The sequence below is a fragment of the Hahella chejuensis KCTC 2396 genome (genome assembly GCF_000012985.1).
GTDB lineage: Bacteria > Pseudomonadota > Gammaproteobacteria > Pseudomonadales > Oleiphilaceae > Hahella > Hahella chejuensis.
This window is the reverse complement of the sequence record NC_007645.1, coordinates 4,850,857-4,876,215: the sequence shown is the minus strand read 5'-3', so window position 1 is coordinate 4,876,215 and position 25,359 is coordinate 4,850,857. Positions and strand designations below refer to the sequence as shown.

The window sequence follows — 25,359 nt, the reverse complement described above, 5'->3', positions numbered from 1 at the left end:
CTGCTCGCGAGAACGTGAAACGTTGTGCTCGTTTGCACGGTGGTAAATAAGTCGAAAGCTGACTAAAAAGCGGAAAACGTTATGAATCTTCATGAGTATCAAGCTAAGCAACTCTTTGCGGACTATGGTCTGCCCGTCTCCAAGGGCTTTGCCTGTGAGTCCGCACAAGAGGCCATGTCTGCAGCTGACTCCATTGGCGGAAGCCAGTGGGTGGTTAAAGCGCAGGTTCACGCAGGCGGCCGCGGTAAAGCGGGTGGCGTTAAGTTAGTATCTTCCAAGGAAGAGATTAAGGCATTTGCTGAGAAGTGGCTTGGTCATAATCTGGTAACCTATCAGACCGACGAGAAAGGTCAGCCTGTTAACAAAATCCTGGTTGAGTCCTGCACGGACATTGATCAGGAACTGTACCTGGGCGCGGTAATGGATCGCGGCACGCGTCGCATCGTATTCATGGCGTCTACCGAAGGCGGCGTTGAAATCGAGAAAGTCGCTGAAGAGACTCCTGAAAAGATCCTGAAAGCCGTTATCGACCCGCTGGTGGGCGCACAGCCTTACCAGGCGCGTGAACTGGCGTTCGCACTGGGCCTGAACAGCGATCAGGTCAAGCAGTTTACTAAAATTTTCCTGGGCTTGGCGAAACTGTTCCAAGACTTGGATCTGGCGCTGTTGGAAGTGAACCCGCTGGTTATCACTAAAGGCGGCAACTTGCACTGTCTGGACGCGAAAGTGGTTGTCGACGGCAACGCACTGTACCGTCAGCCGCGCATCCGCGACATGCATGACCCTTCGCAGGAAGATCCACGCGAAGCTCACGCAGCCAAGTGGGAACTGAACTACGTTGCGCTGGAAGGCAACATCGGCTGTATGGTTAACGGCGCGGGCCTGGCCATGGGGACCATGGACATCGTTAAGCTGCACGGCGGCGCGCCCGCTAACTTTCTGGACGTAGGCGGCGGCGCGACTAAAGAGCGCGTTACCGAAGCGTTCAAGATCATTCTCTCCGACGACAACGTAAAAGCGGTTCTGGTTAACATCTTCGGCGGCATCGTTCGTTGCGACCTGATTGCTGACGGCATCATCGGCGCTGTAGAAGAAGTTGGCGTCAAGATTCCTGTGGTCGTACGTCTGGAAGGCAACAATGCCGAGCTGGGCGCTAAGAAACTTGCCGACAGCGGGTTGAACATTATCGCAGCGGAAAGTCTGACTCATGCTGCTGAAGCCGTGGTTAAAGCAGCGGAGGGTAAATAATGAGTATTTTGATCGACAAAAATACCAAGGTCATCTGCCAGGGGTTCACTGGTTCCCAGGGCACATTCCATTCTGAACAGGCGATTGCGTACGGCACCAAAATGGTTGGCGGCGTGACTCCAGGTAAAGGCGGTCAGACTCACCTGGGTCTGCCTGTGTTCAACACAGTTAAAGAAGCGGTAGAGCAAACTGGCGCGGAAGCATCCGTTATCTACGTTCCTGCGCCTTTCTGCAAAGACTCTATCCTGGAAGCGGCTAACGCAGGCATCAAGCTGATCGTGTGCATCACGGAAGGCATTCCTACTCTGGACATGCTGGATGCGAAAGTGAAGTGCGACGAGTTGGGCGTGCGTCTGATCGGACCTAACTGCCCAGGCGTCATCACTCCTGGCGAATGCAAGATCGGCATCATGCCTGGTCACATTCACAAGCCAGGTAAAGTCGGCATCGTTTCCCGTTCCGGCACCCTGACTTATGAAGCCGTTAAGCAAACCACCGACTTCGGTTTCGGCCAGTCCACTTGCGTGGGCATCGGCGGCGACCCGATTCCTGGCTCCAACTTCATCGACATTCTGGAAATGTTCCAGAAGGACGCTCAGACTGAAGCGATCGTCATGATCGGTGAAATCGGCGGAACGGCGGAAGAAGAAGCGGCGGAGTTCATCAAGAACAATGTCACCAAGCCTGTTGTGTCTTACATCGCCGGCGTAACTGCGCCTGCTGGTAAGCGTATGGGCCACGCTGGCGCGATCATCGCGGGCGGCAAAGGCACTGCAGCTGAAAAGTTTGCAGCGCTGGAGCAAGCTGGCGTTAAAACAGTGAGAAGCCTGGCCGATATCGGCAAGGCGCTGGCTGAAGTGACTGGCTGGAAATAAGTTTTCCGTCTGTCTGAAAAGCCGCCATATGGCGGCTTTTCTATTTCAGGACGACGGTGATCGCCTTCACGCCTGTCGGTATGAAGGCCGGCGCGTCACTCCCAAATTTCACTCCCGCCCTTTTAACGCTATAATCCCACGCAATTAAGCTCATTTTTGGCGTAATTTCTGACGCCGTCACAACTGGTACTTTAATAAAAACTTGGGGAAATAACTTGGCCTCTGTGGATTCGCAGCGTCGTGTGTTGTCGGGAATGCGACCGACGGGAAAACTTCATCTGGGTCATTACCATGGAGTGCTGAAAAACTGGGTGCAGTTGCAGCATGAGTACGAATGTTTCTTCTTCGTCGCCGATTGGCATGCTCTGACCACTCATTACGAGACCCCTTACGATATTGAACAGTCTGTATGGGAAATGGTGATCGATTGGCTGGCCGCGGGTATTAATCCAGGCTCCGCCACTATGTTTGTACAGTCACGTGTGCCGGAGCACGCGGAGCTGCATCTTCTTCTCTCAATGATCACGCCTTTAGGTTGGCTGGAGAGAGTGCCGACCTATAAAGATCAGCAGGAAAAACTCAAAGAAAGAGACCTGGCCACCTATGGCTTCCTTGGGTATCCGCTACTGCAGAGCGCAGATATCCTGGTATATCGCGCCGGCTGGGTTCCGGTAGGTGCGGATCAGGTCTCGCATATCGAAATGACGCGCGAAGTGGCGCGCCGTTTCAACCACCTTTATGGTCGTGAGCCTGGCTTTGAAGAGCAGGCGGAAGCGGCGATCAAGCGGATGGGTAAGAAGACCGCCAAACTGTATGAAAGCCTGCGCAAGCGTTATCTGGAGCAGGGCGACGGTGAGGCGTTGGAGACAGCGCGGGCGTTGCTGCGAGATCAGCAAAATATATCACTTGGCGACAGAGAGCGTTTATACGGATTCCTCGAAGGCGGGGGCAAAGTTATTCTGCCCGAGCCTCAGGTTTTGCTGACCCCAGAAGCCAAGATGCCGGGCCTGGACGGCCAGAAGATGTCCAAGTCTTACGGCAACACGATCGGATTGCGGGAAGACGCTGACAGTATTTCTGAGAAAGTCCGCACTATGCAGACGGACCCACAGCGGGTGCGTCGCACGGACCCTGGCGATCCGGATAAATGCCCGGTATGGCAGTTGCATCAGGTATATTCCGACGAAGCCACTAAGTCCTGGGCGCAGCAAGGCTGTCGCTCCGCCGGGATCGGCTGTATTGAGTGTAAAAAGCCGGTAGCCGACGCCATCATTGAAGAGCAACGCCCCATGCGTGAGCGCGCCAAGCGCTATGAAGAAGACCCCGGACTGGTGCATAGCATCATCGCAGAAGGTTGCGATCACGCCAGGGACGCCGCTAAGGCGACCTTGGAAGAAGTGCGCAGCGTCATAGGCTTGGCGTACGACTGATAATGCAAAACGCCGACGCCCCCTCGGACAGCCAGACAGAGCAGCTTCCGGTTCAGCAGGAACTGCCTTTGGCGATGGTGGGGGGCAGTCCGTTTACCGAGCTGCCTTCGGATCTATATATTCCACCGGACGCACTGGAAGTATTCCTGGAGTCGTTTGAAGGCCCGCTGGACCTCTTGCTGTATCTGATCCGTCGTCAGAATATGGATATTCTTGATATCAACGTATCGGATGTCACCCGCCAATATATGGATTACATTCGGGTCATGGAAGATATGCGCTTCGAGCTGGCGGCGGAGTATTTGGTGATGGCGGCGATGCTGGCGGAAATAAAATCCCGCTTCCTGTTGCCGCGACGCAAGGACGACGATCAGGAAGAGGAGGACCCCCGCGCGGAATTGATTCGACGCCTGCAGGAGTACGAGCGCTTTAAAACGGCGGCGGAGCGTATGGATGAATTGCCGCGCATGGATCGCGACTTCTATACGGCGAACCCGGAAATACCCAAACTGCAGCGTGAAAAAAAGCACCCGGATGTGTCGTTGACGGAAGTGTTGTTAGCGCTGCAGGAAGTGCTGAAACGCTCAGAGCTGTTTGAGCATCACCAGATTGAAAAGGAAAGGCTTTCCACCCGGGAGCGTATGACCCAGGTTTTGGAAAGAGTGTCGGCGGACCACTTCACCCTGTTTACGGATCTGTTTCCCTTCGATGAGGGCAAATTGGGCGTGGTGGTGACCTTTCTGGCGGTGCTGGAGCTGGTGAAAGAGTCTTTGTTGGAATTGGTCCAAACCGAAATGTTTGGCGAAATTCATGTACGCGCCCGGGGGGAAGTAGAGAACGAACCTGAGGTGGGAACGAGCGAAGGTGACGATGGCGGTTAATCTGACGCAGTTGATTGAGGCGATGCTGTTCGCCAGCGATAAGCCTCTGACGGTGGATCAGTTGATGACGATGTTCGTCGAGGACTTTACGCCGCCGCAACGGGATGAAATTAAGGCTGCGCTTAAAAAGCTGACGGCGGTTTATGCGGACCGTGCGGTTAACTTGGTGGAAGTGGCCAGCGGTTATCGGTTCCAGGTGCGCGATGAGTTTGCGCCCTGGGTGGGGCGGCTGACGGAAGAGCGTCCGCAGCGGTACTCCCGCGCCATGCTGGAAACGTTGGCGATTATCGCTTATCGGCAGCCTATTACTCGAGGCGACATAGAAGATATTCGCGGCGTGGCTGTCAGCAGCCAGATCATGAAAACGTTGCAGGAGCGAGAGTGGGTGCGCGTTGTGGGCCATAAAGACGTACCGGGCAGACCGGCGCTGTTCGCCACCACGCGCCAATTTCTCGACTATTTTAATTTAAAGACATTGGATCAGTTGCCGCCTTTGGCGGAGGTCAGAAGCCTGGAGGAAATCGGCCGGGCTCTGGAACTGGATCTGCAAGCAAATGCGGCGGACGCTTCCGAAACGATGGAAGCCGATCCGCCATCCTCCGACGCCACATTGCATTGATGAGGGTGTTGGTGATTACAGTTAAGGCGAAATAGATGATAGAACCTTCCGGTGAAAAGGCGCAGGGCGAGAAACTTCAGAAAGTGATCGCCCGGCAAGGGCTTGCCTCCCGTAGAGAGGCTGAAGAGTGGATCAGCGGCGGTCGCGTGCGCGTCAACGGCAAAGTCGCGCATTTGGGCGACCGCGTCACCGCTGAGGACAAGATCTCGGTCGATGGCCACAAGATCGCCATGGTGGACGCTGAGGAAACCATGGTGCTGGTGTACAACAAGCCGGAAGGCGAAGTCACCAGCCGCAAGGACCCGGAAGGTCGTCCCACTGTATTTGCGCGCTTACCCAAGCTGAAAAGCGGCCGCTGGGTGGCGGTAGGGCGCCTGGACATCAACACTACTGGATTGTTGATTTTTACGACAGATGGCGAACTCGCCAACAGATTGATGCATCCCTCTTCGCAAATAGATCGTGAATACGCAGTGCGCGTACATGGCGAAGTGACTGAAGAAATGGTGACCCGACTGCAGGACGGCGTGCTGTTGGAAGATGGTCTCGCTAAATTCTCGGATATCAAAGAGGCGGGCGGTAGCGGCAGCAATCGTTGGTTTCATGTCGTGCTGCAGGAAGGGCGCAATCGTGAAGTGCGTCGTCTCTGGGAGTCCCAGGGCGTTACCGTCAGCCGCTTGAAGCGCGTGCGTTATGGCTACATGTTCCTTCCCAGCCGCGTTCGTTTGGGTAACTGGGAGATGGCGGGGCAAAAAGACGTCAACGTGTTATATGAAATGGCGGGCATGCAACCGAAGACCGTGGCGTCCTTGACGCCGCATACGCGGGAAAAAATACAGCGTCAACAAGGCAAGAGCGGCGCGTCCAAGCCTAAACCCTCCAATGGCCGCACTGGTGCTCGCGCCCCTGCGCGTAAACCAGCCGCCGCCTCAGACGAGCGCAGATCTGCGCCATTGCGTCATTCAACTGGCCGTAAACCGGGCCCCGGCAGACGCAAACCTCAGTAGGGGGCTGAATTGCGGCGAACTCAGTTCGCCGCCTGGGTAAGCGCTTCTTCTTGATCCTGATGCGCGATCTTGGTCTTGTTGCGACCAGCATGCTTGGCATCGTAAAGGGCCTGATCAGCCCGCTCCAAAAAGTCGCTCCGGTTCTCTTCGCCATCATAGGTTGCTACGCCAATGCTGATCGTGAACGAGATAGTGTGGCCTTCATGTTGAAATGCAGTGTTCGCAACCGCTTCGCGTAGACGCTCTGCAATGGCGTAAGCGCCCTCTGTTTCCGTTTTGGCCAGCAACATGGCGAACTCTTCGCCGCCGAAGCGGAAGCACAGATCTGAATCCCGGCAGTTATCCTGCACCACTTTCGCCAGCTGTTGCAGTAATGCGTCGCCGGCGGCGTGACCATAGGTGTCGTTGACCTTCTTGAAGTGGTCAATGTCGAAGAACAGCATCGACAGCTTGTACTTATAGCGGGTCGCCAGAGACACTTCTCTATGTAACTGATAATCAAAAGCCCGCTTATTGGCGACGCCGGTCAGGGAGTCAGACAGCGCGGCGTTCATGGCTTCCTGATAGCGCAACCCGTTACGCAGAGGATAAATCAGGCTGCCAAGCAGCGTCTCAATGACGTGAATCTCACTATCCGTAAAGCGTTCGCCACGATAGAAGGTGATTTCTCCCAGCGCTTCTTCAGCCAGTGTGAGACGATAATTCAATTGATGCGGCGTCCCCCGTTTTCGGGCCCCGCAAGTACGATTGTTATAGACGTGGGAATAGCCATCTATCGCGACCAGCGCTCTGGCTTCACCCACGAATATCTGCAGTAACTCTTCAACTTCAAGCGTGGTTTGCAGCCTGCGCAGCATTGTCCCGGCGACATGCTCCAGTCGCAAGGTCAGCGAGTCATTGGAAGTGGCGAGGGCAACAACCTTGTTATCAGCGCTCATTCGTTCTGTGGTCAGGTTGGACATGGGATGCTCCCGTCGATAGATACTACATACGTGTTGCGAATGCCTTGAGTTATCCGCCGTCAGCGGCGAAAACGGCGCTTGCAAGGCTATCTTTGCCATTTCAATGCCAGCGGATTTTAATTCTTTGAAAAACAGCAATATGTAGTCAATTTAACCTAGGCAGAAACTTGCCGGTGTGACGGGGATTCGGCGTTGAGAAGGGGGCGACCGGCAACCGGCGTCAAATAGTTGTCGGCCGTCAAATCGTAAAAAACTTAATTAAATTGTGGATTTGGCGAAGCGTCAGTGTCCTGCTGATAGTAGTGATTCACTTTTGGGTTCATAACCTTGCGCCATAGTGGCGGAGCCAGCGCCAGCAACACCATGGTGGCGTAACCGGCTGGTAGTTGCGGAGAGTCTTCATAATGTCGCAGCGCTTGATAGCGGCGTTTGGCGTTGGCGTGATGGTCTGAATGCCGCTGCAGCTGAAACAACATCAGATTGGTTAACAGGTAACTGGAATTCCATGAGTGCTGATGGGTGACGCGTTCAAACCCGCCATTGTCGTTGACGCGCCGATGCAGGCCATAGTGCTCCAGATAATTGACGGTCTCCAACAATAAGGTGGCGATCAGTCCCTGACCCATAAAGAACAACGCGCCCATTAGGCCCCAAACTAAAGTAAAACCGGCCAAGAGGGCTGCGGTGACGCCATACCACCAGATCAGCTCGTTGTGAAGGGAGAGTGACGGCAGCTCCTTCCTGGCCAGTCGCCGTTGTTCCAGCGCCCACGCATTTTTAACATTGAAGAAGATAGCGCGAGGCAGGAAATGATAAAGGGACTGATTGTAGCGGGATGAAGATGCGTCCGCCGGAGTGGCGACATTCACATGGTGTCCCCGAATATGCTCCACCTTAAATCCGCCATAACCCACCATGGCGAGTAGTAAGCCGCCTGCTGCTTGCTCCAGGATGGAGTTTTTGTGGATCAGTTCGTGAGCGACGGTAATGGCCAGGCCGCCGACGACGCCAATGGAAATCACCCATCCGGCTTTTCCCGCCCAATGATAGAGATCGCTGCTGAATATGTGCGCGCCCCAGATGATCAGGCACAGGTAGGCGGGGACGAAGGCCAGAGTCAGCATGGGATAGTACAGACTTTTTTCCAAATGGGGCGTGTGTCGCCGTTCATCGGGGTTGCTGGCGTCTTTTCCAATAAGCGCATCCAAAACCGGAACCACGCCGAATACGAACAGAACTGTCATCCAGGCCCCAGCGTCTCCCAGGCTGAACTGAGAGGTCAGTATCCAGCTCAGGATGGGGAGACTCAGTGGAATCATGAAAATCAGATACCCCCACTTTTTTATTTGCAGCATGAGTTGGGGGCGAAGGGATTCAGGCATAAAGGGCTCCTTAATTCTTATTATTCGTGTTGTGATTTTGTTGCATTGTTTGACAATCTAACAATTCTATCAAGCGATTTTTACTTTTACTCCTTCGTTTTCATTGGGCGGGGGTATGCTAGAATCGTGTCTCTTACCGCAACTCTTTGCTTAAACTGAGTTTTTAGGAACACACCGATATGAAGTTTCAGGCGCCGGAAAGCTTGGCTGAACAAATTGCGCAACATTTGGGAAGATTAATTATTACCGGAGAGTTGCGGGCCAATGAGCGTATTCAGGAACTTAAGGTGGCTGGCGACTTGGAAGTCAGCCGCGGCTCCGTGCGCGAAGCGCTGTTGATTCTTGAGCGTCGGCACTTAATCGAAATATATCCGCGTCGTGGCGCAGTGGTGTCGGACCTCACCGTCAATCAGGTTGAAAGTCTGTATGACGTATATGCGTCATTGTTGGTGATGCTGGCCCGTAAAGTGGCGGAGAGCTGGCGGGAGAGCGATTTGGCCCCGGTGATGAATCAGGTGCAGCAAATCAACCGCGCGGTGATGAATGAGGAAGCGTCTTTCGAATCAGTCATCGACAGTGGTTTTTCGGTGATGAGCTATTGCCTGACGCTGGTGAGCAATCCCTATCTGGAGGAAATCCTGGAAAATCTGCGACCGGCTATCAGTCGCACTTATCATTTGGCGATCAGGCGCAAGAAAGGGGAACTTTATCAATCAATGAACTTCTACAACGGCTTACTGCAAGCCGTGCAGCAGCGAGACTTCGCCGGCGTGAAGCTGGTTATCGAGAGCTTTGCGGAGCATCAAAAGAATCTGGTGATCAGTATCCTGCAGGAATCCTCCTGACCCCTAATATTGGGACGCACTATTCCCTGCGTTCCGCTACATGCAGATAGCGAAGATAGGCGATCAGGCCGTCTTCCGCTTCCTCCAGCGCCTCATAAGGCCCCAGATGGATTTTTTCCCGGGTGCGGTAATACCACTTTCCGTCTACAGCGAAGAAGCGGTCTGAGCGATGATGTTTGTTTGATTGCTGGTCGTTACTACGTTTGCTGATTTCCATTGCGTACAACTCCTGTTCGACTAAAGATTAATTTAGTGACATGTTGACTAATTTTCAATCGATAATTTTTGCGACTCTCTGTCCCGTCATGGCTGGTGAGCCCTTGTCACATCGCAACTTCAGCGGATACAAGCGCATAGCCTGGAGCCGCGGGAGCACTGCGTTTCGCGCTGGTCCGCCCGGGTTTAATCCGTTAAACTCCCGCTCCATATCTGGACAAACCCTGTGACAGCTCCTGCAGCCTCCGCATCATGAGACTAAAATCCATCAAGCTTGCCGGTTTCAAGTCGTTCGTAGACCCGACAACCGTGCATTTCCCCAGCAATATGGCTGCGGTGGTGGGGCCTAATGGATGCGGCAAATCCAATATTATTGACGCAGTACGTTGGGTGATGGGGGAGAGCTCCGCCAAGCACCTGCGCGGCGAGTCCATGACAGACGTCATTTTCAATGGCTCCAATACCCGAAAACCGGTGGGACAGGCTTCCATCGAGCTGATCTTCGATAACGCCGGCGGCGTGCTGCAGGGCGAGTTTTCCCGCTACAACGAAATCTCCGTCAAACGCAAAGTCACCCGTGACGCGCAGTCTCTCTATTTCCTCAATGGCAACAAATGTCGTCGTAAAGACATTACGGATCTGTTTCTCGGCACCGGCCTGGGGCCGCGCAGCTACGCCATTATCGAGCAGGGCATGATCTCCCGTCTGATTGAATCCAAGCCGGAAGAGCTGCGGGTTTTCATCGAGGAGGCGGCGGGAATTTCCAAGTACAAGGAGCGCCGCAAGGAAACTGAGTCCCGGATGAAACGGACGCGGGAAAACCTGGAGCGCCTCTCTGATATTCGCGAAGAACTGGATCGCCAGCTGCAGCACCTGCATCGGCAGGCCAAGGCGGCGGAGCGATATAAAGAGTTAAAGGCGGAAGAGCGTGACAAGCGTGCGTTGTTGAACGCGCTGAAATGGCGAACCCTGGACAAAGAAGCCACTGGTGTGCAGGAAGAATTGCGCGGCCAGGAAGTTGAGCTGGAGCGCCTGCTATACGAGCGCACCTCTTTGGACAGTCGTCTGGAAGGTTTTCGTGAGAAGCGGGCGGACGCCAATGAAGCGGTGAACCGTGCGCAGGCGGATTATTACGGCAGCGGCGCTGAAATCGCCAAGCTGGAACAGCAGATTCGTAACGCGAAAGAACGCGAGCAGCAATTGCAGGCGGAAATGCAGCAGTTGCAGGACACCAATCGTGAGCTGAACGAAGAATTGGAGCGCGAGCAGCAACATCTTCAGGAGCTGGAAGAAGAGCTGATGATGATTGAGCCGGAGCTGGAAGAGCATCTGGCCAAATCGGAAGAATCTGCGGAACTCTTGGCTCAGGCTGAAGACGCTATGCAATTGTGGCAACAGGAGTGGGATGACTTTTCCCGTAGCTCCGCGCATTTGCAGAAAACAGCGGAAGTCGAGCAGTCCCGCATTCAACAGGCGGAAAAACTGGTTCAGCAGTTGCTAGAGCGCAAGCGCAAATTAGCGGATGAGCAAAGCCTTATCGGCGGCGCTTACGACGATGAAGATTTAGAGATACTGCGCGAACGCATGCAGGAACTGGAAATGCATGCGGATCAGCAGGCGCTGACCCATCAGGAGATGAGGGCGCGCGAGCAGAGCGAGCAGGAGCGTAAAGAATCTCTCAGCGCCAGAATCAATGACGCCCGTACCTGTGAACAAACCCTGAAGGGCGAGCAGGCGTCGCTATTGGCCTTGCAAAAACATGACAGCCAGGCCTCGCGACAGGAAGCGTTGGAATGGCTGGCGCTGCATGAGATTGACGCCGCTCCGACGCTGGGAGAGCGATTGAGCGTTGCCGTACAGTGGGAACCGGCGCTTGAAGCGGTGCTGGGCGCTCGGTTGTCCGCACGAGTGGTCGGTCGAGAATTTCTCGAACGCCTGCAATACGCCCCACCCAAAGGCGTGGCGTTGGTGTGTGAGGACGAACTCGCCAGCGAGGCGTTGCGGTTCGCCAGCGCCAGCTCCGTCAACAGTGCGGTGGCGGCATGGCTGGATGGCGTTCGCTCTGCGGACAGTTTTTCCGCCGCGGTTGAGCGGCGCCATGAACTTTCTGACCGCGCCTTCTTTTTGACGCCGGATGGCATGCAGGTTGGCCGGGACTGGATTCTGGCTCCGCCGGCGAAACAGACAGGCGACGGTCTGCTTGCGCGTAATCGCCGGTTGGCGGAAATAGAGCAGGAAATGGAAGAGGTCGCGACGCAGTTGGCGTCCTTGTCTCAGGATAAGGAAACCATCGATGCGGCCTTAAGTTGTTTTGATGAGGAAAGGGAAACCCTGCAAAAGGAATCGGTTGAGATCAACAAGCAATTGTTGCAGACCAAATCTGACTTGAGCGCAAAAGAAGCGCGACGCGAACAAGTCCAGCGCAGGGTAGAGTCCATCGCCGCGGAGATTGCGGAGATACAGTTCCAGATCGACGAAGAACAGATGGGGCTGCAGGAAAGCAAAGGCGTGTGGAACACCGCCTTGATGGACCTGGAAGGCAGCGTGGAAAAGAAGGAGCTGTTGCTCAATCGCCGCGATGACGTGCGCCAGAAACTGGATGGCCTGCGCACGCAGGCGCGTCTGGATCGGGAGCACGCTCACCAGATGCAATTGCGCGCCAGCGCGCTCAGCACGCGGAAAGAGTCCATACGGCAGGCGCTGGAAAAAAGCGACGCTAACTTGCGGCGTAACCGTGAACGCATGCAGTGGGTGGAGGAAAGCCTGCAAACCTTGCAGAATCCCGATGACGCTTTGCAGGCGCGCCTGGAAGGCTATCTTGAATTGCGCATGCAACAAGAGGACATCCTGACCCGTGAGCGTAATCGTCTCGCGGATTTGGAGCAGTCGATGCAGGGCGATGAATCGTCCCGGCAGCGTAATGAGATGGTGATTCAGAACATGCGCAGCCGGATTGAATCATTACGCATGCAGCATCGGGAAACGGATATCCGTAAAAACGCCTTACGGGATCAAATGGCGGAGGATCAGTACGACCTTGAGAATGTGATCGGACTGCTGGCGGAAGATGCGGACGAAGGACAGCTGCAACGGGACATCGAGCAAATTGTTGGTAAGGTAGAGCGTCTCGGCGCTATCAACCTGGCGGCGATTGAGGAATATGAAGCCCAGTCCGAACGTAAAGTCTATCTCGACGGTCAGCATGAGGACTTGCAGGAAGCATTGGAGACCCTGGAGAACGCGATTCGCAAAATCGATCGCGAAACCCGCAACAAGTTCAAGGAAACCTTCGACCAGGTCAATGAAGGTCTGCAGAATTTGTTTCCCCGCGTCTTTGGCGGCGGCAGCGCCTATCTGGAGTTAACCGGGGAAGACTTGCTGGAAACCGGTGTCGCCATTATGGCGCGGCCTCCAGGCAAGAAAAACAGCACCATTCATTTGTTGTCGGGTGGAGAGAAAGCGCTTACCGCCATTGCGCTGATCTTCTCCATCTTTCAGCTTAACCCCGCGCCGTTCTGTATGCTGGACGAAGTGGACGCGCCATTGGACGACGCCAACGTGGGGCGCTATGCTCGAATGGTGAAAGAAATGTCGGATCAGGTGCAGTTCATCTACATTACCCACAACAAGATCGCCATGGAAATGGCGGATCACTTGATGGGGGTCACCATGCATGAGCCCGGCGTGTCGAGACTGGTTTCCGTGGATGTTGAAGAAGCGGCCGCAATGGCTGCGTTGTAAGGGCGCGCTGCATTGTAAAGCAGCGGCGAATTGAATAAATTAACTCGCCAATCGATAAGAAATAAAGGCGGGATCAGGTTGGCGAATACCATGATGATGTTTAGTTGGGGATATTAAATTAATGGATATCAGTTTGCGTGAATGGCTGATCATGATAGGCCTGCTCATAATTCTGGGCGTGGTTATAGATGGTTTTCGCCGAGTCAGAAGAGCGCGCAAGGATTCATTGGAAATCTCCCAGGGTATGGGAGGCAACTTCGAAAATACGCCTATCGATGATGATTTTAACCCGGAGCTGCCAAGCAGTGGCTTCAGGGTGATCAAAGATGGCAAGCCAGCTGCGGAGCAGAACTACACTCGGCCGATTAAGGAAGTCAAATACAAACCTACCTTCAAACCCTGCGAGAAGCTTAAAGAAAGAGAGCGTCAGCAGGACGAGGAGCATTACGACCAGGACATGGCGGAGCCGCCGATTCTGGAAGTGGATGAGGCGTTGGAAGCATCCATGTCCAACCAGGGCTATGGAAGAAGAGAGCCGGAGTTCGTCGAAGAGGGCGAGAGGGAAGAGCGCCTGCCGGAAGAGCAGGAAAACTTCTCACCTTATCAACGCTTCGAGCAGGTTAGGGATGAACAATATGAAGAAGAGTTTGTCGAAGAGGACGCAGAAGCGGATGACGACGGGCGCTACGGAGACAGCCCCTATAAAGAGTTTCTGAAGCGGGATAATTTCCGCGTGCAGGGATATCAGGGCGGGTACGACAGTCTGCACGAACATGAGCCAGAGCCTGAGGTGGAGTTCGAGCAGGAAGAGCCACAGGATGAAGTTGAAAAGGAAGAGGACCTGCATGCGGAGCCGATAGACAGGCCGGTCTCCCATGAGGAATCCCAACATGAACCTATGCTTGCGTTTAAAGACAAGTTTCTGAAGAAAATCAGTGCGATCCAGCAGCAGGCTGGACTCAACGCCAGTTCCCAGCGTAGTGAAGATGCGCCGAAAACCCGGGAAGAGAAGGTGAGTCGAACCGCTCCGGCAGGTAAGCAGCCGAAGACGCTTCAAGAGATTCTGGTTATCAATGTGCTGAGCAAGGATGAAGAGGGCTTTGATGGCGCTGCGTTGCGCAATCTGGTTGAAGCCTGCGGTATGCAATTGGGCGACATGGCGATCTTTCATCGATATGAGCATGACTTTGATGAAGGCCCTGTCCAGTTCAGCATGGCGAACGCCAGAGAACCGGGCGTATTCGGTCAGGACATGGCGACGCAGCGCTTTCCCGGCGTCTGTTTCTTTGTGCGCCTGCCTGGGCCGGATAATAGTATGCGCGCCTTCGACTACATGGTGGAAACCGCGCAATGCCTGGTGCGTAATCTGGGCGGCGAACTTAAGGATGAAAATCGCAGCGTTATGACGGCGCAGACTATTGAACACTGCCGTCAACGCGTCAGGGAGTTTGAGCGTCGCATGCTGTCGTCCCGGGTATAAACCCGGGGCTCCGCTTCCGGGTATGTCCCGGAGTATGGGCCTGTAACGAACAATATTGTCGTTATATTCGCTATACTTTAATCCGAATCAAAGACTTAGATATACCGCCGCGTTGGAGTTTCCGTGCGGCGGAGTCGTCTGATAATTATTCAATAATCTGCCTCGGAAGAATGAACTCATGTCGGAAGTCCCTGCCGCCATTCAGGAAGAGCTGAATACGCTTCGCGAAACCATCAACGATCATAATTACCGTTATTACACTCTGGATGATCCCTCGATTCCCGATGCGGAATACGACCGTTTAATGCGTCGGCTGCGCGAAATCGAGGCGGAGTTCCCGCAAACGATCACGCCGGACTCGCCGACCCAACGGGTGGGCGCAGCGCCTGCGGAAGGCTTCGAGACTGTATCTCATCGCCTGCCCATGCTGTCTTTGGACAATGCGTTTGAAGAGCAGGATCTGCTGGACTTCGATCGCCGTGTGCGGGAGCGCCTCAAGGAAGCGGAAGACGCGCGCATCGACTACTGTTGCGAACCGAAACTGGACGGCATCGCTATCAGTCTGTTGTATCGCGATGGATATTTGGTGCGTGGTGTGACTCGCGGGGATGGCTCCGCGGGTGAAGACATTACCGCGAATGTTAAGACGGTAAAGAATATTCCGCTTAAATTACGTGGAGAAGGGTATCCCGCAGAATTGGAAGTGCGCGGTGAAATTTATCTGCCCAAGGCCGCCTTCGACGCCATAAACAAAGACGCGGCGGCGAAAGGCGAAAAAACGTTCGTCAACCCGCGCAACGCCGCGGCGGGAAGTCTGCGCCAGCTTGATCCGCGCATCACCGCCAAGCGGGCGTTGGAAATGTGTTGCTACAGCGTAGGCTATTTCGAAGGGGAATTGCCGGGGACGCAACACGATATTCTCACGCAACTGCAGCAGTGGGGGCTGAAGATCAACAGCCAGATGAAGTTGGCGTCAGGGGCGCAGGAGTGCCTGGATTACTACCGCCATATCATGAGCGTTCGTGACCAATTGCCGTACGAAATTGATGGCGTTGTGTTCAAGGTTAATCGCATAGATCTGCAGCAGGAGCTGGGATTCGTATCGAGGGCTCCGCGTTGGGCGATCGCGCATAAGTTCCCCGCCCATGAGGAAATGACTGAGCTGCTGGCGGTGGATTTCCAGGTTGGCAGAACCGGCGCCGTGACGCCGGTGGCGCGCTTAAAGCCGGTATTCGTGGGCGGCGTTACGGTCAGCAACGCCACCCTGCACAATATGGATGAGATTCGTCGCCTGGATGTGCATATTGGCGATACGGTGATCATTCGCCGCGCGGGGGATGTCATTCCCCAGGTTGTCAGTGTGGTGCAGGACCGTCGCCCGGAAAACGCCGTTCCGGTTGATCGTCCCGAGCACTGTCCGGTTTGCGGCTCTGACGTGCTGCAACTGGAGGGCGAAGCGGTGGCGCGTTGCTCCGGCGGACTCTATTGCTCCGCGCAGCGGAAAGAGGCGATCAAGCATTTTGCATCCCGCAAAGCTATGGATATCGACGGTCTGGGCGACCGACTGGTCGAGCTGCTGGTGGAGAAAGAGTTAATCGACTCTCCCGCCAGTCTGTATTCGCTGAAAGCGCCTGATGTGGCGGGACTGGAGCGCATGGGCGAAAAGTCTGCGCAAAACCTGATTAACGCTATTGAGGCTTCCAAACAGACGACATTCGCCCGCTTTATCTACGCTTTGGGCATCCGGGAGGTAGGAGAAGCCACGGCCAAGGTGCTGGCGCAACACTTCCCAACCCTTGATCTGCTGAAGCAGGCCACTGAAGAGGACTTGGTGGAGGCGCCGGATATCGGTCCTATCAGCGCAGGCCATATTCGTTCCTTCTTTCAACAGGAGCACAATCTTGAAACGATTGATGCGCTGTTGAATCAGGGCGTGAGCTGGCCTGAAGTGGTCGTACGCAGCACGGAGACGCTGCCGCTATCCGGCCAGACCGCGGTGGTTACCGGCGTCCTTGCGGATTACAGCCGCGACGAGGCGAAGGATTTATTAACCCGTCTCGGCGCCAAGGTGTCCGGCAGCGTGTCCGCCAAAACCGGTTTTGTGGTGGCGGGAGAGAAAGCGGGCTCCAAACTTACCAAGGCGCAGGACCTCGGTGTGAAAGTGCTGGATGAAGACGCATTCAAGCAACTATTGGAAGAGCATCAGGCGCATTTGGGCGGCGAAGCCTGATTGCACTGATCCTTTTGTTCCCAGCAACGGCCGCTTCAGCGGCCGTTTTGCATTCCAGAGGCTGCCAGGCGCAGAACCTATTGTTTTCAGACAGGTGGAAGGAAGCTATTTGTCTGCCTGATTAAGAAATAAAAGGGCGGCAGTGTGATCCCGGTTGGGTTTCTGGCCCCCTGCTGTGGTTACAAAAAACAAAGTTTTATAAGATTTTGTAAAACTTGAATAATAAAGCGTGGAATGCACATCTATGGGTCACCTGGGTCTGGCCCAGCGCAGCGGAGTTAAGTTGGCGCTGAAAACGCCTGCGCTGGTTATCACTTCTTTACTACTCGCCTCCTGCGGCAGCGATACAGCGCCGCCCGAAGCCATCCGAATTTTGGGAAAACCGCCGGGAACCGCTTATCTGGGCGTTGAATACACTTATGAGTTCGGTGTGGACGGCGGCGATGGTCTGGTGGATTTCTCCATGACTAACCAGCCGCGCTGGCTGGCCCTGGAGTATGTCGACAATACCTTCCGCAAAGGCGTTATCATGCGCGGCATTCCCGGCGTTAACGGAGGCGGAACGGCTGAAGACGCGCTGACCCCCGGCGAGGCGCAGGAAGTCTCGCTGACAGTGTCCGATGGCTCCAGCGTAGGGGAGACCCGCTTTTCCTTGTTCGTCGACACCAATACCTATGAGTCTGAGGCGCTGACGGTGGCGGAGAACGCCATTGGCGAGCGTCCCTCGAAGTTGATCGACGCCAACAATAACGGCCAGGAAGACGAGGGCGAAGAAAAGGAAGTGATTCCACTGTGCTTTACGGACGCGGAGGGGACGCCGCTTTTTTCTGAAGAAGATATCGCCTTCTTTGAAGAGCGTCAGCAGGATGATTCGCTGGCGGTGCGCCCCAAACTCCATTACTTACCGGTATTTCTGGAGCAGCCCTCGGTTCAGCGCGTCATACTGCGCTACTCTCTGACCAGCGGCTCTGGCGACGGCGCGACGCCGGGAAGCGACTTTCTTATTGAGACGGCGAGAAAAGACGGGCAGGTCATCTCGGTCGCGGACGGCTTTCTGACCTATGATCCGGGCGTGCGCTATTGTCATGTTCCGGTGTTTATCAACGACGATCGCGATGCGGAAAAGACCGAGAATATCGCGGTGTCGATCACTCACTACGAGGGTGGGCTGCTGGAGTTCGCTGATCCGGTCAACACTACCATCTCTATCACTGACAACGAACCTGTCGCCAGCTTTAAGGTCTCCAAAGCATCCGTGTCCGAAGGTCACTACCTGAATGTGGAAGTGACCCTGGACAAGGCGCCGGAACAGACCGTTTATGCGGAGTTTGTCGTGGATGCGGACAATAGCGACGGCGAGTTTGAAGGCGCTGATGCTGACTTGAGTCTTTACACCGGAGAAGGCGGGGTGGGCAGCCTGATTACGGACGGCGTCAGCGTGCCTTTCGAAGCGGGCGAAACCAGTAAAACCGTCAAACTGCAGGCGACGGCGAATGGCGACGCCACGTTGCGGGATGAGAAAGTCACCTTCAATTGGCGGCGCAGCGGCACGGTGAATCCCAGCGAAGAGCCCCTGGCCGTCTACGTTAACCAGTGGTTGAACGCGGTGGAGTTGCCGCTCAACAGCGGGGCGAGCGTCGCAGAGGCGATTTCGGGATCGCAGTCGGAATTGTTTCTCGCCCGGGTGAATGGCGAAGAAGCAGGCAAGCTGGCTAATTCTGACATCATGATCTATGACCGCTTTGGCGCTTTGCATCAGAGCATTAAGCTGGAAGCGGCGACCTATGCCGTACGCATCAAAGATATCTGGTTGTATGAGAGGATCAATCCGGCCAATGAGGATGAGATCACTCAAGATATATACGCGCTACTGGAAGTGGGCGGTTTGTTCGCGCCCCCAGTGGAGCCGCTGCAGGAAAGCGACCTGGGCGGTAAAGACGTGGTGGTGCAGAAGTATCAGCGCATTAACAATGTCGGCGCCTTCGAATTACAGTGGGCCAAGCAGATCGGCAGCGTCTGGGATGACGAGCCCGGCGCGCTGTCTGTCGACCTCAGTCAGGAGGTGCTGGTGGTCGGCGCCACGTCGGGCCTGGTCGGTGAAGGAGAAAACTCCGGGCGCCGCGACGCCATGTTGATCAAGTTTGATAAGAACGGCGCGCTTATGTTCGCCAAGACCTTCGGCTCTTCCGGCGATGATGTGTTGCTGGGAGCGTCGCCGGAATCCTCCTCCAATCATAATGTCATCGGCTTCAGCGACGGAGCGGTGGAGGATAACGGCTCCAGTCTTGGCGGTTATGACGCTGTCATTGTGTCCTACAACGATGACGGCGACCCGCGTCGTGTGGCGCAAATCGGCTCCAGCTATGACGATGCGGCGCTGGATGTCAGCACTGTCAGCAAAGGCTTTGTCTCCGCAGGCTACACCAATGGCGTACTGGTCAGTGGGGAGCGTAACCGCGGCGGCCAGGACGGCTACCTCGCCTACCATCAAAACGCCAGTGAAATTACGGCCTACGCTCAAATCGGCGGCGCTGCGGCGGACTCTGTGCTGGACGTTAAGTCGCTGGGCGATGAGGTGTATGTGTCCGGCGTGACGGCGGGGGACATTTTTGACGCCGGCGCGGCTCAGGGCGGCGAGGATGGCTGGTTGGCGCGCTATGACGTGGTGAAAGAAGAAGTGCTGGATGAAGGGGAGGAGCCGGGCGAAGGCGAGCAGGTGACCAAGCTGAAGAATATCTGGCGGTTCCAGCAGGGCGCGGCGGGCAACGAAAAACTCTCCAACCTGGCGACATTCGGCAGCGCTAAGTTGATTTCGGTGGAAGAGGCCCAGACTGACAGCGGCGTAAAAGTGACGCTGAAACCTCTCTCAGTCGTTGATGGCGTGGACTTGAACGCCGCCTGTCGGGCGGACCCTAACGGAGACTGTTGATGGTCGGCCTGGGTTAAGCCCAGGCCTCCACTTCGAAATGGGCGATGGCCTTCAGGATATCCGTGGCGGTCAGTACCCCAATGACTTCGCCCTGGACGTTGCGCACCAGGGCGCCGTCCAGATCCCTTTCCACCAAAACCAGGGAGACCCGGCGCAAATCCGCATCGTCGCCCACCATCAGGTAGGGGGCGCACAAGTCGGCCAGCGTCGCCTCGGGCTGCTCCAGTTTCGCCTGCAGCAACTCGCGCTCAACCAGAAAGCCCACCACTTCCTGATCGTCCCGCACTGGCAGGTGCCTTATTTTATGCTCGTGCAGAAAGCTCAACCCTTCATCCAGACTCCAGTCCTGCTTGCCGTACAGTACCGGCGATGACATGACGTCATGGGCGTTGAGGCGGGAGATGTCTCCCTCCGGGGCGCTCTCTTGCTCGCTTCCGGAGTAGGGAAAGTTTTCTCGTGTTCCGTGATCCTGTGGGCCGATGGGGTGAATGGCGGATATGGATTTAAGCTCTTCCACGGATTTGATGCGAGGGTCCACGCTCAACGGCGTGATGATGCGGTGGCCGGCGTCGACCAGATAAATCGGCATGGACGAAGCTCCTTGCGACGGGGCGCCGCGCTTGGCGCCCCAATGCGGTCAGTCTACTCCTGACTAAAGCGATTTGGCAAAACACGCTGGACCAGGCTGTCCTCGATGGGCGCAGGCGTTCCTTCCAGCATGTCCGCCACCAATTCACCGGCAAGCGGGGCCAACGCCAGCCCTTTGGAGCCCATTGCCGTCACGATCAGTAAACCTTTCCCTCCTTGTCCTGGGATAAGTGGGCCGATAGCGGGTAGGTAATCCGGCAACGCGCTTCTGACGGACGCGCGTCCTTGCAGAGTGGGTGGGTGTTTAGATAGCTCGTCGCGCAGGGCGGGAGTGAGCTGCAATAACTGTTCAAGATTGGCGTTGTTGTCCGCCTCAGTCACCTGCGCGTCGGCGCAGTTGGGTTTAAATGTCGCGCCTGTAACCAGCCTGTCTGCAATAGGCGGCATCAGGTAGCCTTCACCGCATAGGACAGTATTCAATTGCGGTAATGCAGCGGACTCCACCTGTAGTGTTGTGACTTGGCCGCGAATGGGTTTGAGGGGGAGGGCGCTTGCTGCAGCCGGTTGCATGGCCTGATTATTGGCGGTGGCCAATATCAGGATAGCGCATTCCAGTTCCTGTGCGGACTCGCCGGAACCGATATGAATGAGCCAGCCGCCTTCATCGGTGCGCTCCAGCGCGGTAACCGGTGAATTCAGCCTCACTTCGATATTAGGATGTTGCAGCATATGAGCGCATAGTTGCGGAGGGATTAACCAGCCGCCGCCTGGCAGATACATGGCGCTGGCTGGCAGGCTGACGCCCGCGAGTTCTGACGCTTCCTGGTGGGTGAAAGGGCGAATAACCTCATCAGGGTAACGATTGTGCTGGAAGAACTTCTGCTGCCTGACGGCTTCCTTGTCGTTATGCGCAAGTTGCAGCACGCCGCAGGGATTCCATATGGGCGTGGGCAGATTGGCGATCTCCGAGTAAAAGCGTTCAGCATACAAAAATGCATTGGCGTGGATGCGTGTGTTGATGCTCCACTCCACGCCGGGCTTTATGTACAACGCCCCCTGCGGATTACCTGAGGCTTCCGGGGCGATTCGATCCGCCGCCTCCAGCACGGTCACTTTCCAGCCGCGAGTGGCGAGAGCATAGGCGACGTTGGCGCCAGAGAGGCCGGACCCGATCACCACGGCTTCCTTGTGGGGGAGGGCGGCGGGCTGGTTTGGTTCTTCCGCTTGGAATACGCCGACGGTCATGTCCCTTTTATAGCCGAACCCTGGCGCTTTGCTGACGTTAAAGCCATGCTCTTTCAAGCCGCGACGGATGAATCCCGCGGCGGAGAAGGTGGCGACGGTGCAACCCTGCGCAGCGTGGCTGGCGATCAGTGGAAATAAAGATTCGCTCCACATCTCGGGATTCTGTTTGGGCGAGAAGCCGTCCAGAAACCAGGCGTCAGCCTTAAAGCTACAGTCGCTCAGCCAGTCCACAACATCGCCCAGGTATAACGTCAATGTGACGCCTTGATCGACGAAGCGACAACGATGCACGCCCTGCATGGGAGCCGGGTATTGCGCCCGCAGCTGCCGGGCGAATTCCGCCAGTTGCGGCCAGGCCTGATGACATCGGACCAGATCTTCCCGCGCCAGCGGACAAAACTCCACGGAAGTGAAATGCAGGTGGCCATCCGCAGGTCCGCATTCACGCCAGAGCGCCCAGGCCATAAGGAAGTTGAGGCCGCTGCCGAAGCCGGTTTCCGCAATGGTGAATAGGGAGCCCGGCGGCGCGTTGCTGAAACGCTCCCTCAGTCGATTGCCCGTGAGGAAAACATAATCCGTTTCCTCCGGGCCGCTTTCCTTGGAGAAATAAATGTCGCCGTAAGCGTTGGAGATCGGCGCGCCGTTGTCGGACCAGGATAGGTCTGCGTAATCCAGTTGCGGACCTTTCACTGCTGGCTTGCAACCTCATCCAGTTTAATGGAGTTGATGGTGACGGTTTTGACAGGCACATTCTGATAAGGGCCTGTATTCTGTGTCGGCGCGTTGGCGATCTTGTCCACTACATCCATGCCGGACACGACTTCGGCGAATACCGCATAGCCCGGTCTGCCTTTGGCGCCGTTCAAATAGGCGTTATCGATAACATTAATGAAGAATTGCGACGTAGCGGAGTTAGGATCATTGGTTCTGGCCATGGCCAAGGTTCCACGATCGTTGGCGAGGCCGTTATCGGACTCATTCTTAATCGGCGCTTTGGTGTCTTTTTTCTCCATATTGGGCTTGAAGCCGCCGCCTTGAATCATGAATTGGGGAATTGTACGGTGAAAGATCAATCCGTCGTAGTAGCCGTCTTTGATATAGCTGACGAAGTTCTCAACAGTGACTGGCACCTTGTCGCTGAACAGCTTGATTTTGATGTCGCCCTCGGACGTGCTGATGGTGGCTGTCGGCAGGTCGGCGGCCATCGCCGTCAAACTGAGCGCCCAGAAAGCCAGGCCAAGTAAGCCTCTTTTGCCCGCATTTACGCTGTGTCTCACTAGATTTCTCCATTGCTTTCGGATTCGTCGTGGATGTCTGATTCGCCTGCGCCCTCTGAGGTAGCCGATTCCGCAGCTGCGGATGCCTCGTTGGCGGGAAAACCGTGGGCACGATTTTTACCTTTTCGTTTTGCCATGTAAAGCGCGCTGTCGGCTTGAGAAATCAATGTGTTGGGGGTATCTCCCTGAGAAGGGGCGAGAGCGCTGAAACCGACACTGACGGTCAGGCGTTTCAGCTCCGGTGAGCCTTCGTTCTCTATGTTGAGTTCGTAGATCTGGCGCACTATCTGCTCCGCCAGGCGCTGCGCCGCCGCCTGATCGGCATGAGGCAGGATGACGGCGAACTCTTCGCCGCCGTAGCGGGCGACCAGGTCGGCGGCGCGACGAGACGTTTGCGTCAGGCAATCGGCGACATTCATCAGGCAGTCGTCGCCGCGCTGATGTCCATAGGCGTCGTTATAGGCTTTGAAAAAGTCCACATCCACCATTAAGAGCGCGAGAGGCTTGTCATCACGCAGACATCGGTTCCATTCCGCTTCCAGGCTCTTGTTAAAGTGCCGGCGATTGGCGACCTGGGTCAGACTGTCCATCAAGGAAAGTCGCTCCAGTTCTGCATGCGCGGCGCGCAACTCTTCTTGCTCATACAGTAAGAGCAACTGTTGCAGGAAATTTTTGCGGGTTTCGTATTCCACCCGGTAGCACACCAATACTGAAATCAACGTAACAAAGGTGTGCAGAAACAGCAGCTCGGTGAACTGCGAGGCGTGCAGATGCATGAGGAAGTGCATCGCCAGCACCTGGGACAACCACATTAACAGGGCGAAGGGAAAAATATAGTGGAATTGCAGGCGTAGAACCGTACAGACGAATATGACGGAGAGGATTGATCCCGTCTGGTAATGGAACTGATCAATCGCAGCGGCTTTCACCGCTATTGCGATCAGGCTCAGGTGAATGCAAAGCGCCCCGAGGCACAGTGTCATCTGATAACGATGGCGCACCCAGGCGAGTCGGCTGGCCAGCGTCACCAGAATGACGCCGAGTGCGTCCGCCGCACGAATCTGCAGGGTTTGCTCAAATAAATCGGGAATAACCAAATGATCGGCGAATATGAAGAAAACCAGCACCAGGGCGCCCAATAGAGGGTAAACCCGGTTCAGGTGCAGGTAACGGTTTAAGTGATAACGCTCAAACTCGCTTTCCAGTTCGCCCTCGAATTGCAGTCCATGCATGCCGTTGTCCAGCAACCTGCGAACGTAGGTCGCGGTGTCTGCGGACATATCCTGGTGACTGTTCGGTAATGACAAATCCGCCCCCTGGGGTGTGGTTGCTGCAAGTGTCTCAGGTATTGAAAACCGGCTCTTCTATAAAAGTGTAACCAACCATGCTTTTACCGCCAGCGTTATAAGCGACAAATTATTGGAAATTCCTTAAAAGTTTCAGTCATCTAGGCGATATAGCGAGAGTGGGCGCGACTTTCGCCGCTAACGATTAGTTGTAAGCGATAGCAAAACCCATACAAAAATTAACCTATCTCAGGTGTACAACTTTTAAACATCTTTCCATTATTAAAGGGCTACTCTCAATAAAAAAGGAGTGATAGTCATGGCGACTCAGCAGCAAGCTATTGAAAGATCCCGTCTAGGTCGCCTCCTGGTGAACCGGGGATACATTACCGAAGGTCAGCTTAACGAAGCATTAACGGCGCAGACGGTTAATGGTCAACGCCTTGGCGAATTGTTAGTAGATTTTGGCTGGATAACCAATAAGGAGCTGCAGCGTACCCTCCGGCGCCAAAGCCGGTATCGCTACGCCGCGGCGTTCGTCGCTATGGCCGTGGCGCCTTTCCAGCCCATGGTGGCGTTCGCCGCCTCCCAATCCGATAATCAATCTTCACCGGTAGCCTCCGAAACCTTTTATCAAAATATGTCGGGGCTGCAGGCGCTGGATGAGAGTGAGATGAGCAATGTCGGCGCTCAAGGCTTCACTGAAGAGTTCCAGCAATTTTACAACATGGCTGCGAAGGCCCAACTGGAAGGTCAGAACTCCGATAATCCTGATGAATTGCCTGGGCTGGACGGGGTTCAGGTACTGGGATCACTCGGAAAATTATTACTTCCAATCACCAACGTTTTAGACGCTGAAGTTGAAGTGGTTGGCGTGCAAATCGATCCCTCCCGCATCAAACCGTTGTTTAATGAAGACGGCGGCATGAACGTGACGCTTCCGAATCATATCGAGCGGGTCAGTTTCAACAATATTCGGCCGATGGGGGTATCGGCGGATGGTCCCACCATGGGCAGTATTCATTTGGAAGGGATCGAGTTCAGCGATAACTCGTATATCGTGGTGAAACCCTACTGAGTTGACGGTTCCTCCGCACGGCGGGCGAGGTAGTTAGAGC

At 55.3% G+C, this 25,359-nt stretch carries 19 protein-coding genes; 12 read left to right on the top strand and 7 right to left on the bottom strand.

The genetic code is table 11. The annotated features are described in order from the left end of the window. Positions 1-81 precede the first annotated feature (81 nt). From sucC to rluB, 6 genes are all read left to right on the top strand, one after another. Complete coding sequence (gene sucC / locus HCH_RS21270) at positions 82-1,248, top strand: ADP-forming succinate--CoA ligase subunit beta (protein ID WP_011398504.1); 1,167 nt, start codon at positions 82-84, stop codon at positions 1,246-1,248. Beyond that, a complete protein-coding gene (sucD, locus tag HCH_RS21265) occupies positions 1,248-2,123 on the top strand; it encodes a succinate--CoA ligase subunit alpha (protein ID WP_011398503.1) in 876 nt (291 codons plus the stop codon). The genes sucC and sucD overlap by 1 nt, the downstream gene beginning before the upstream one ends. Before the next feature lie 254 nt (positions 2,124-2,377). Further along, entirely contained in the window at positions 2,378-3,553 is a 1,176-nt protein-coding gene (locus tag HCH_RS21260; protein ID WP_041598849.1) for a tryptophan--tRNA ligase, read from the top strand. A gap of 2 nt (positions 3,554-3,555) precedes the next feature. Continuing rightward, positions 3,556-4,434, top strand: coding sequence for a segregation and condensation protein A (locus HCH_RS21255; protein ID WP_011398501.1), 879 nt, complete (start codon positions 3,556-3,558; stop codon positions 4,432-4,434). After that, positions 4,424-5,053, top strand: coding sequence for an SMC-Scp complex subunit ScpB (scpB, locus tag HCH_RS21250; protein WP_041598848.1), 630 nt, complete (start codon positions 4,424-4,426; stop codon positions 5,051-5,053). Before HCH_RS21255 ends, scpB begins: the two co-directional genes overlap by 11 nt. Positions 5,054-5,088: 35 nt before the next feature. Next, positions 5,089-6,060 (top strand): 23S rRNA pseudouridine(2605) synthase RluB, encoded by a 972-nt coding sequence (gene rluB / locus HCH_RS21245; RefSeq protein ID WP_011398499.1) that lies wholly within the window; start codon positions 5,089-5,091, stop codon positions 6,058-6,060. A gap of 20 nt (positions 6,061-6,080) precedes the next feature. Here the strand turns inward: rluB and HCH_RS21240 are convergent, their stop codons facing one another. After that, positions 6,081-7,121 (bottom strand): GGDEF domain-containing protein, encoded by a 1,041-nt coding sequence (locus HCH_RS21240; RefSeq protein ID WP_148212640.1) that lies wholly within the window; start codon positions 7,119-7,121, stop codon positions 6,081-6,083. A gap of 155 nt (positions 7,122-7,276) precedes the next feature. Beyond that, the gene (locus tag HCH_RS21235; RefSeq protein WP_011398497.1) at positions 7,277-8,404 is read right to left on the bottom strand and encodes an alkane 1-monooxygenase; all 1,128 of its coding nucleotides are present in this window, start codon (positions 8,402-8,404) and stop codon (positions 7,277-7,279) included. A 179-nt stretch (positions 8,405-8,583) separates the two neighbouring features. Between HCH_RS21235 and HCH_RS21230 the strand changes: the two genes are divergently transcribed. Beyond that, complete coding sequence (locus HCH_RS21230; protein WP_011398496.1) at positions 8,584-9,249, top strand: GntR family transcriptional regulator; 666 nt, start codon at positions 8,584-8,586, stop codon at positions 9,247-9,249. Between the two features lie 19 nt (positions 9,250-9,268). Here HCH_RS21230 and HCH_RS21225 read toward each other — a convergent pair whose 3' ends face one another. Continuing rightward, positions 9,269-9,466, bottom strand: a complete 198-nt coding sequence (locus tag HCH_RS21225) for a DUF6316 family protein (RefSeq protein ID WP_011398495.1) — start codon at positions 9,464-9,466, stop codon at positions 9,269-9,271. A 251-nt stretch (positions 9,467-9,717) separates the two neighbouring features. Between HCH_RS21225 and smc the strand changes: the two genes are divergently transcribed. The 4 genes from smc (at position 9,718) to HCH_RS21200 (ending at position 19,845) form a co-directional block, all read left to right on the top strand. Then, the gene (smc, locus tag HCH_RS21220) at positions 9,718-13,206 is read left to right on the top strand and encodes a chromosome segregation protein SMC (protein ID WP_011398494.1); all 3,489 of its coding nucleotides are present in this window, start codon (positions 9,718-9,720) and stop codon (positions 13,204-13,206) included. A gap of 121 nt (positions 13,207-13,327) precedes the next feature. Then, entirely contained in the window at positions 13,328-14,686 is a 1,359-nt protein-coding gene (zipA, locus tag HCH_RS32635) for a cell division protein ZipA (protein ID WP_011398493.1), read from the top strand. Between the two features lie 178 nt (positions 14,687-14,864). Further along, positions 14,865-16,916 (top strand): NAD-dependent DNA ligase LigA, encoded by a 2,052-nt coding sequence (gene ligA / locus HCH_RS21205; RefSeq protein ID WP_011398492.1) that lies wholly within the window; start codon positions 14,865-14,867, stop codon positions 16,914-16,916. Between the two features lie 244 nt (positions 16,917-17,160). After that, positions 17,161-19,845, top strand: a complete 2,685-nt coding sequence (locus HCH_RS21200; protein WP_011398491.1) for a hypothetical protein — start codon at positions 17,161-17,163, stop codon at positions 19,843-19,845. 13 nt (positions 19,846-19,858) lie between these two features. Here HCH_RS21200 and HCH_RS21195 read toward each other — a convergent pair whose 3' ends face one another. The 4 genes from HCH_RS21195 to HCH_RS32630 are packed head-to-tail and all read right to left on the bottom strand — an operon-like array spanning position 19,859 to position 24,262. Beyond that, on the bottom strand, positions 19,859-20,434 hold the full coding sequence (locus HCH_RS21195) for a CBS domain-containing protein (protein WP_011398490.1): 576 nt from the start codon (positions 20,432-20,434) through the stop codon (positions 19,859-19,861). A 53-nt stretch (positions 20,435-20,487) separates the two neighbouring features. Further along, positions 20,488-22,368 (bottom strand): bifunctional tRNA (5-methylaminomethyl-2-thiouridine)(34)-methyltransferase MnmD/FAD-dependent 5-carboxymethylaminomethyl-2-thiouridine(34) oxidoreductase MnmC, encoded by a 1,881-nt coding sequence (mnmC, locus tag HCH_RS21190; RefSeq protein ID WP_011398489.1) that lies wholly within the window; start codon positions 22,366-22,368, stop codon positions 20,488-20,490. After that, on the bottom strand, positions 22,365-22,955 hold the full coding sequence (locus HCH_RS21185) for a peptidylprolyl isomerase (protein WP_011398488.1): 591 nt from the start codon (positions 22,953-22,955) through the stop codon (positions 22,365-22,367). The genes mnmC and HCH_RS21185 overlap by 4 nt, the downstream gene beginning before the upstream one ends. Next, positions 22,955-24,262 (bottom strand): GGDEF domain-containing protein, encoded by a 1,308-nt coding sequence (locus HCH_RS32630; RefSeq protein ID WP_011398487.1) that lies wholly within the window; start codon positions 24,260-24,262, stop codon positions 22,955-22,957. The genes HCH_RS21185 and HCH_RS32630 overlap by 1 nt, the downstream gene beginning before the upstream one ends. Positions 24,263-24,560: 298 nt before the next feature. Here HCH_RS32630 and HCH_RS21175 point away from each other — a divergent pair, with 298 nt between their 5' ends. Then, positions 24,561-25,319: a hypothetical protein gene (locus tag HCH_RS21175; RefSeq protein ID WP_011398486.1), complete on the top strand. Its 759-nt coding sequence runs from the start codon at positions 24,561-24,563 to the stop codon at positions 25,317-25,319. The last annotated feature ends 40 nt before the right edge of the window (positions 25,320-25,359 follow it).